Annotated in this window: 3 protein-coding genes; 2 read left to right on the top strand and 1 reads right to left on the bottom strand. The window is 72.1% G+C overall.

The window, feature by feature from the left end:
• Positions 1-410 precede the first annotated feature (410 nt).
• Both ACWCO3_RS28965 and ACWCO3_RS28960 read left to right on the top strand, forming a co-directional pair.
• Positions 411-1,703: a dicarboxylate/amino acid:cation symporter gene (locus ACWCO3_RS28965; protein WP_450013056.1), complete on the top strand. Its 1,293-nt coding sequence runs from the start codon at positions 411-413 to the stop codon at positions 1,701-1,703.
• A gap of 76 nt (positions 1,704-1,779) precedes the next feature.
• Positions 1,780-2,847 (top strand): NADH:flavin oxidoreductase/NADH oxidase, encoded by a 1,068-nt coding sequence (locus tag ACWCO3_RS28960; protein WP_145785035.1) that lies wholly within the window; start codon positions 1,780-1,782, stop codon positions 2,845-2,847.
• Between the two features lie 48 nt (positions 2,848-2,895).
• Here the strand turns inward: ACWCO3_RS28960 and ACWCO3_RS28955 are convergent, their stop codons facing one another.
• On the bottom strand, positions 2,896-6,477 hold the full coding sequence (locus ACWCO3_RS28955) for an ATP-binding cassette domain-containing protein (RefSeq protein WP_450013054.1): 3,582 nt from the start codon (positions 6,475-6,477) through the stop codon (positions 2,896-2,898).
• Positions 6,478-7,120 lie beyond the last annotated feature (643 nt).

The raw sequence follows: 7,120 nt of genomic DNA, 5'->3' as shown, positions 1-7,120 counted from the left end.
CGCCGGGTAGTCGCCGATCGCAGAAAACCCAGTGGCGTACGCCCTGCTGGTCCTCGGCCGACACGGTCACCCCGCCCGGCTCGACGCGGGCGGTGCCTCGGTCGGGGCACGTTCGTGGGCGTGCTGGAACGGCTGATCCTCGCACTCGCCGTGCTGTGGGGTGTGGCCACCGCCACCGCACTGGCCCTGGCAGCGGAAAGTTCAACCGCTGTAAGGAGCCTCACGCCGACCGCTCCTTCCGATGAGCGGAAATCGGCGTAACGTCGGCGAAGATGACCAATGTCTGGGGCCTCACTGTCCGCCTGTATGTCGATCTCCGACTGCAGGCCAGTGGCATCTGTCCGGGCTAGCCGCGCTTTCACGCCTGCCCTGAATCAGACCGGACAAATGGATAGAACATGCCCTTCAGCCTGCGCAAGATTCCCTTCTCCGTGCAGATCCTGCTCGGCCTCGTGCTCGGCGTCGCGCTGGGCTTCCTGGCCCGCACCAACGACCTGAGCTGGCTGACCAGCACCCTGCACACCGTCGGTAGCCTCTTCGTCCAGCTCCTCAAGCTGGCCGTGCCGCCGTTGGTCTTCACCGCCATCGTGGTCAGCGTGGTCAGCCTGCGCGGTGTCGCCAACGCCGCCCGGCTCGCCCTCAAGACGCTGATGTGGTTCGGCATCACCGCCCTGATCGCGGTGAGCATCGGCATCGGGCTCGGCCTGCTCACCAACCCCGGCCGGGGCGTGAGCCTCGACCTGGGTGGCGCTGCCGCACCGAAGAAGACCGGCTCGTGGACCGACTTCCTCACCGGCATCGTGCCCACCAACCCGATCGGCGCGTTCGTCGAGGGCAACGTCCTCCAGATCGTCTTCCTCGCCGTCGTCGTGGGTGCCGCCGCCCTGCTGGTCGGCGAAGCCGCCGAGCCGTTCGTGGCGTTCAACCGCTCCCTGCTGGAGATCGTCCAGAAGGCGCTCTGGTGGGTCATCCGCCTCGCCCCGATCGGCACCCTCGGCCTGATCGGCAACGCCGTCGCCTCGTACGGCTGGGACCTGCTGGCCCCCCTCGCGAAGTTCACCACCGCCGTCTACGTCGGCTGCGCCATCGTGCTGTTCGTCGTCTACCCGCTGGTGCTGATCCTCGCCGGCCGGCTCAACCCGCTGCGCTTCTTCGCCGGTGCCTGGCCGGCCATCGAGCTGGCGTTCGTGTCCCGCTCCTCGGTGGGCACCATGCCGGTGACCCAGCGTTCCGTCGAGCGTCTCGGCGTGCCCCGCGAGTACGCCTCGTTCGCGGTGCCGTTTGGCGCCACCACGAAGATGGACGGTTGCGCCGCCATCTACCCGGCACTCGCCGCGATCTTCGTGGCCCAGGTGTTCGGTGTGCAGCTCGGCCTGACCGACTACCTGCTGATCGCCTTCGTCTCGGTGGTCGGCTCGGCGGCCACCGCCGGCCTGACCGGCGCGATCGTGATGCTGACCCTGACCCTCAGCACGCTGGGCCTGCCGCTCGCCGGCGCCGGCCTGCTGCTGGCCATCGACCCGATCCTGGACATGATCCGCACCGCCACCAACGTGGCCGGGCAGGCTCTGGTGCCGACCGTCGTCGCCGCCCGCGAGGGCACCCTCGACCGGGTCGCGTACGAGTCCGCCGGTCGACGCGACCTGACCGAGCCGGAGCCGGTCGCGGAGACCCGGCCCGACCTGACCCCTGTTCCTGCCTGACCACATCACCCGGTACGGCGACGGGCCCCTCTCCCCGGGGGCCCGTCGCCTTTGCCGTTTCGAGAGGATGTCCCCCATGAGCTCCCTGTTCACCCCCCTGGCCCTGCGTGGCGTCACACTGCCCAACCGGATCGCCATGGCCCCGATGTGCCAGTACTCTTCCGGCCCTGACGGTCTGCCCACCGACTGGCACCTGACCCACCTCGGCAGTCGCGCGGTCGGCGGCGCCGGTCTGGTGATGACCGAGGCGACGGCCGTACTCCCCGAGGGCCGGATCAGCCCCCAGGACACCGGGCTGTGGTCCGGCGCCCACGTCGACGCCTGGCGTCCGGTGACCGCGTTCGTCGCCGCCCACGGCGCGGTGCCGGCCGTGCAGCTCGCGCACGCCGGGTTCAAGGCCTCCACGTACCGGCCGTGGGCACCGGAACGCGGCGGTGTGCCGGACGCCGAGGGCGGATGGACGCCCGTCGCGCCCGGCTCCGAGGCGTTCACCGCCGGCTACCGGACGCCGACCAGCCTCGACGAGGCTGGTATCGCCGGTGTGGTCGAGGCGTTCGCGACCGCCGCCGAGCGGTCGCTGGACGCCGGCTTCACCGTCGTGGAGATCCACGCCGCGCACGGCTACCTGCTCAACGAGTTCCTGTCGCCGCTGACGAACCACCGCACCGACTCGTACGGCGGCGACCGGACCGCCCGGATGCGGCTCACCCTGGAGGTGGCCCGCGCGGTACGCGCCGCGGTCGGCGAGGACGTGCCGGTGCTGACCCGGATCTCCGCCACCGACTGGGTCGAGGGCGGCTGGACGATCGAGGACAGCGTGGTGCTGGCCGGCGAGTTGGCCAGCGTCGGCGTCGACCTGGTCGACGCGTCGTCCGGGGGCGTCAGCGTCGAGCAGCGCATCCCGCTCGGTCCCGGCTACCAGGTGCCGCTGGCCGCCCAGATCCGCCGCGAGGCCGGCGTGCCGACCGGCGCGGTGGGCCTGATCGTCGAGCCCGAGCACGCCGAGCAGATCGTTGCCAGCGGCGAAGCCGACCTGGTGTTGCTCGGCCGGGAACTGCTGCGCGACCCGTACTGGCCGCGCCGGGCCGCCGCGAAGCTCGGCGTCACGTACAGCGGGCCTGACCAGTACGCCCGCGCCTACTGACACCTGACGTGGTCGGGCGGCTGCCGTACCCCGGCAACCGCCCGACCGTCAGCCGGCCAGGTGCGACCAGTCGCCCTCCAGCTCCTGCCAGGTGCCCTGGGCCGCGACCGCCCCGCCGAGCAACACCACCACATGGTCGGCCCGGACCAGCGCCGCCCGCTTCGCGGTCGAGCCGACCACTGTCACCCCGTGGTCGCGCAACGCCTGCCACAACGCCAGCTCCGTGGTGACGTCCAGCGCCGACGACACGTCGTCGGCGACCAACAGTTCGGTACGCGGTGCCAGCGCGCGGGCCAGCGCCAACCGCTGCAACTGCCCGCCGGAGAGCCGGGTGCCCTTGTGCCCGATGAGCAGACCGAGCCCACCGCCGGCGGCGACCAGGTCATGGTCGAGCTGGGCGGTGCTGACCGCGCCCGCCGCGTCGACCTGGTGCCCGAGCGCGATGTTGTCGGCGACCGTGCCGGACAACACCCGGGGCAACTGGCCGACGTAGCCGACCTGGTTGGGGCGCAGGAACAACTCCGGCTCGGTGACCGGGTCACCGTTCCAGGCCAGCTCACCGGTGTGGTGCACGATCCCGGCCAGCGCCCGCAGCAACGAGGACTTGCCCGACCCCACCGGCCCGACCACCAGCACCAACTGCCCACGCTGCACGGTCAGGTCGACATTCCGGACGGCCACCGTACCGTCGGAGTGCACCACTCCGAAGTCGCGCAGCTCCAGGCGGCGCAGCGGATGCCGAGGTGGTGGCGTCGGCGCCGGCGCCGTCCCGGCGGCCAGGTCGACAGCCGGAACCCCAGCGGAGTACGCGCTCACTCCGGTCATCGCCGCCGTGCGCCGGGTCCAGACCCGCGCCGACGGCAGCTGCGAGATCAACGACGCGGTGGTCCAGGCGAACCAGCGGGCCGCGCCCAGCGTGGAGACGGCCACCAGCACCGCCCCGGCGGAAAGTCCCCCGCCCAGGTAGAGCGCCCACGCGCCGATCGGCAACAGCCCGCTCGCCATCGAGGGCGTGGAACGCGCCCACACCTGCACCGAGATCTCCCGCCGCTGCCGGTCGCTGCGCAGCACGTCCAGGCTGGCCAGATGGCGTAGCACCGCCGTGGTCGCACCGGCGAGCTTCACCGTCCGCGCCGCGGACAGCGCGGAGACCAGCGCCGTGGCGAACGCAGCCCGCGCCGCCACCGTGGCCCGCGCCGCACGTTCGAGCTTCGGCCCGAACAGCGTCGCGGCCAGCCCGGAGACGACCATCGTCCCGAGGAAGAACAGCCCCGGCACGACACTGCCGGTGACCGCCGTCATGGCGACGACCAGGACCAGCGCGACCGCCTGGTCCAGCACGTTGTCGGCGAGCTGGACCACCCGCTCGGTGTCGCCGCCCTGCGCCACGACCTCGGCCGGGGTGTGCGAGCTGACCCGGCGCGGCCCGGTCTGACCGTGCACCAGGCGCAGACCGATCCGCAGCATCTGCCGCACCCACCAGCCCGGGAACCAGACGTGGGTGTAGTACGGCAGCGGCATGGTGATCAGCAACCCGGCCACGATCCCCATCGCCGGCAGGTACGGGCTGCCGGTCCCGTCGACCAGATCGGCCCAGAGCCAGGGGAGCACTGGCCCGTCCAGCCCCAGCAGGCTGAGCCCGAGGAACAGCCCGATCGCGGCCATCCCGTACCGGGGGTCGTTGAGGCAGAGCCGGAAGATCTCCCGCAACGTCCGGGCCGGCGGCACGGGCGGCAGTGGTGGCGGGTCGGCGCGGGTCACCCCGGACGTCGCGGGTGTTGACTCGGCCAGCTCAGCCCGCGTGGTCGTCGGCTCGATCTGCTCGTCCGGCTCGGCCGGCACGGTCTGCTTGTTCGACTCGGCCCACGCGCTCGCCGGGTCGGTTGGCCAGTCCCGGGCCGGGTCGGGACCGACCAGCAGATCGGTGCCGCCGCCGGCGCGGCCGGCCGTTGCCGCCGTGGCGTAGGCGGCAGCGTGACTGGTGGCCAGCAGTTCGGCGAAGCGCGTCGACGTCTCCAGCGGGCCGGCCTCCACCACCGCGCCGTCGGCCAGCACCACCACCTCGTCGCAGCGGCGCACCGAGGAGAGCCGGTGGGCGATGACGATCCCGATCCGGTCGCGCAGCAGCCGTTCGGTGGCTCGCTGCACCCGCGCCTCGGTCACCGGGTCGAGGCGTGCGGTGGCCTCGTCGAGGATCACCACATGGGGGTCACGGACCAGGATCCGGGCGAACGCCACCAGCTGCTCCTGACCGGCGGAGAGCACGTGCCCTCCCTCCCCCAGCCGGGTCGCCAAGCCGTCCGGCAACTCGGCGATCCAGCCCGCCAGGCCCAGCTCGTCGAGCGCCCGGGCTGCCGCGTCGAGCAGGTCCGGGTCGAAGAGTGCGACGTTCTCGGCGAGCGTGCCGGCGAGGATCTCCGTACGCTGCGGCACGAGTGCCACCCAGCGGCGCAGTTGCTCGACGTCGAGGTCACCCAGGTCGGTGTCGCCGAGGAAGACCGATCCCGCTGGCACGTCGACAGCCCTGGTGAGCACCTTCGCCAGTGTCGACTTACCCGAACCGGTCCGCCCGATCAGCGCGTACGAGCGGCCGCGCGCGAAGGTCAGGCTGAGCCCGCGCAGCGCCGCCCCCCGGCCGCCCTCCTGGTATCTGAACGTCAGGTCCTCGATGCGCAGGTCACCCTCGGTCGGGCTGGCGCCACCGACGGGTTCCTGCCGAGCCCGCTGGAGCAACTGCACCCGGGCCCACGCGCCGAGAGCCTCCTGGATCTCCGGCACCATCCGACTGACATGCTCCGCGGTGGCCCCGAAGGCCAACGCCAACAGCCAGATGGCGGTGAGGCGTGCGGCGTCGACCCGGCCGGTGGCCAGCGCCCAGGCCCCGCCGAGCACCACCACGCCGATGCCGGCCCGGATCGTCGCCGTCGCGGCCGACGCCACCTTGGCGGACAGCACCCAGACCAGGCGACCCCGGGACAGCACGGCGGCGGCCCGCCGCGCGTACAGCCGCAGCACGTACGGCCGGGCCAGACTGGTCCGCACGTCGTCCTGGCCGTGCACCGCCTCCTCCATGACCGCGGCCAGGTCTGACCACGCCTCTTCCTCGGCCATCCGGGCCGGGCCGATCCGGGCCGTGGGCCGGCGCAGGCTGACGGCGAGCACCACCGTGAGCAGCAGCATCGCCACCCCGGCCGGCCACCACACGGCCAGCGCCACGACCATCGACAACAGACCGACGCAGAGGCCCTGGGCGAGCCGCGTGCCCTGGTTACGGATCGCCGACGCCACCTGGTAGACGTCCCCGTCGATCCGGTCGAGCAACTCGCCCACCGGGGTGGTCTCCAGGGTCGGCAGGTCCTGCCCGAGCGCGACCCTGCAGAGCCGGCGGCGCACGTCGGCGGACCAGTCCGCGGTCAGGCCTGCCATCAGCAGGCTCACGGCGAGGTCGCTGAGGACCACGGCGACCAGCGCCGCGGCCAGCACGGCGAAGAAACCGGCCGAGCGGTGCACCAGCACCGCGCCGGCCAACGCCGACGCACCGGCCTGACCGGCGGCGCCGAGCACGATCAGAATGACCACGACCGTCATACGGCGCGTCGAGGTGCCCCACAGATCTCGGAGCAGGCGCATGGAAAGTCCTCCGGACGTGGGGTGGCGGAGACTTCAGCCTGCCGGCGTCGACACGTCGTCTCAACCGATTTTCCGGGCTCTGAGCAGGGCGTCGACTGTCTCCCTGATCCGCCACGCCGCGCCCTGGGTACCTCGATGACGTCATCGGGCGATGCCACCCGGGGCTGGTCGGGTCGCTCGCCGAGCAGATCGCCGCGCCTCGACGACCACCTTCGCAACGCCGCCCGAACCTCCCGAATAGGGATGATCGACTCCGTTCGGCGAAGTCGCGGTATCAAACCCTCCCGGATACCGCGACATCAGCGAAGTCGTGTGGATCATGCATGAGCTGGGGGTGTTCTGCCCGCCGGCGTGGGTGGTGTGGTGCCTGGGGTCGGGCTGGCCGTGTGGTTTGTTCCGTTTGGGTGATATCGGCGTGTGGTCGGGGCCACGCGTCGGCCGGAATCATGGCCGGGTCGGGGTCGTTACACACCCTGACGATCACAGGACCACGGCCTATCGGCGCGATGGTCCGCCCCCGGGAATGACCCCCGAACCCGGGTCGTTACAACTGGACCCCGCCCCGTCCGGCACCCCGCTTCACCGGGTGCCACGGGGCCGGAATGACCTCGGCCCCCGGGTCGTTACAGATGGACCCGGTGCC

It is taken from the genome of Micromonospora sp. NPDC002411 (genome assembly GCF_053592955.1).
The sequence above is the reverse complement of the archived record's forward strand: the minus strand, read 5'-3'. Positions and strand labels throughout refer to the sequence as shown.

Excerpts from the sequence above, each read along its gene's own strand:
- ACWCO3_RS28960 (WP_145785035.1), top strand. The coding sequence starts at position 1,780 with ATGAGCTCCCTGTTCACCCCCCTGGCCCTGCGTGGCGTCACACTGCCC.
- ACWCO3_RS28955 (WP_450013054.1), bottom strand. The coding sequence starts at position 6,477 with ATGCGCCTGCTCCGAGATCTGTGGGGCACCTCGACGCGCCGTATGACG.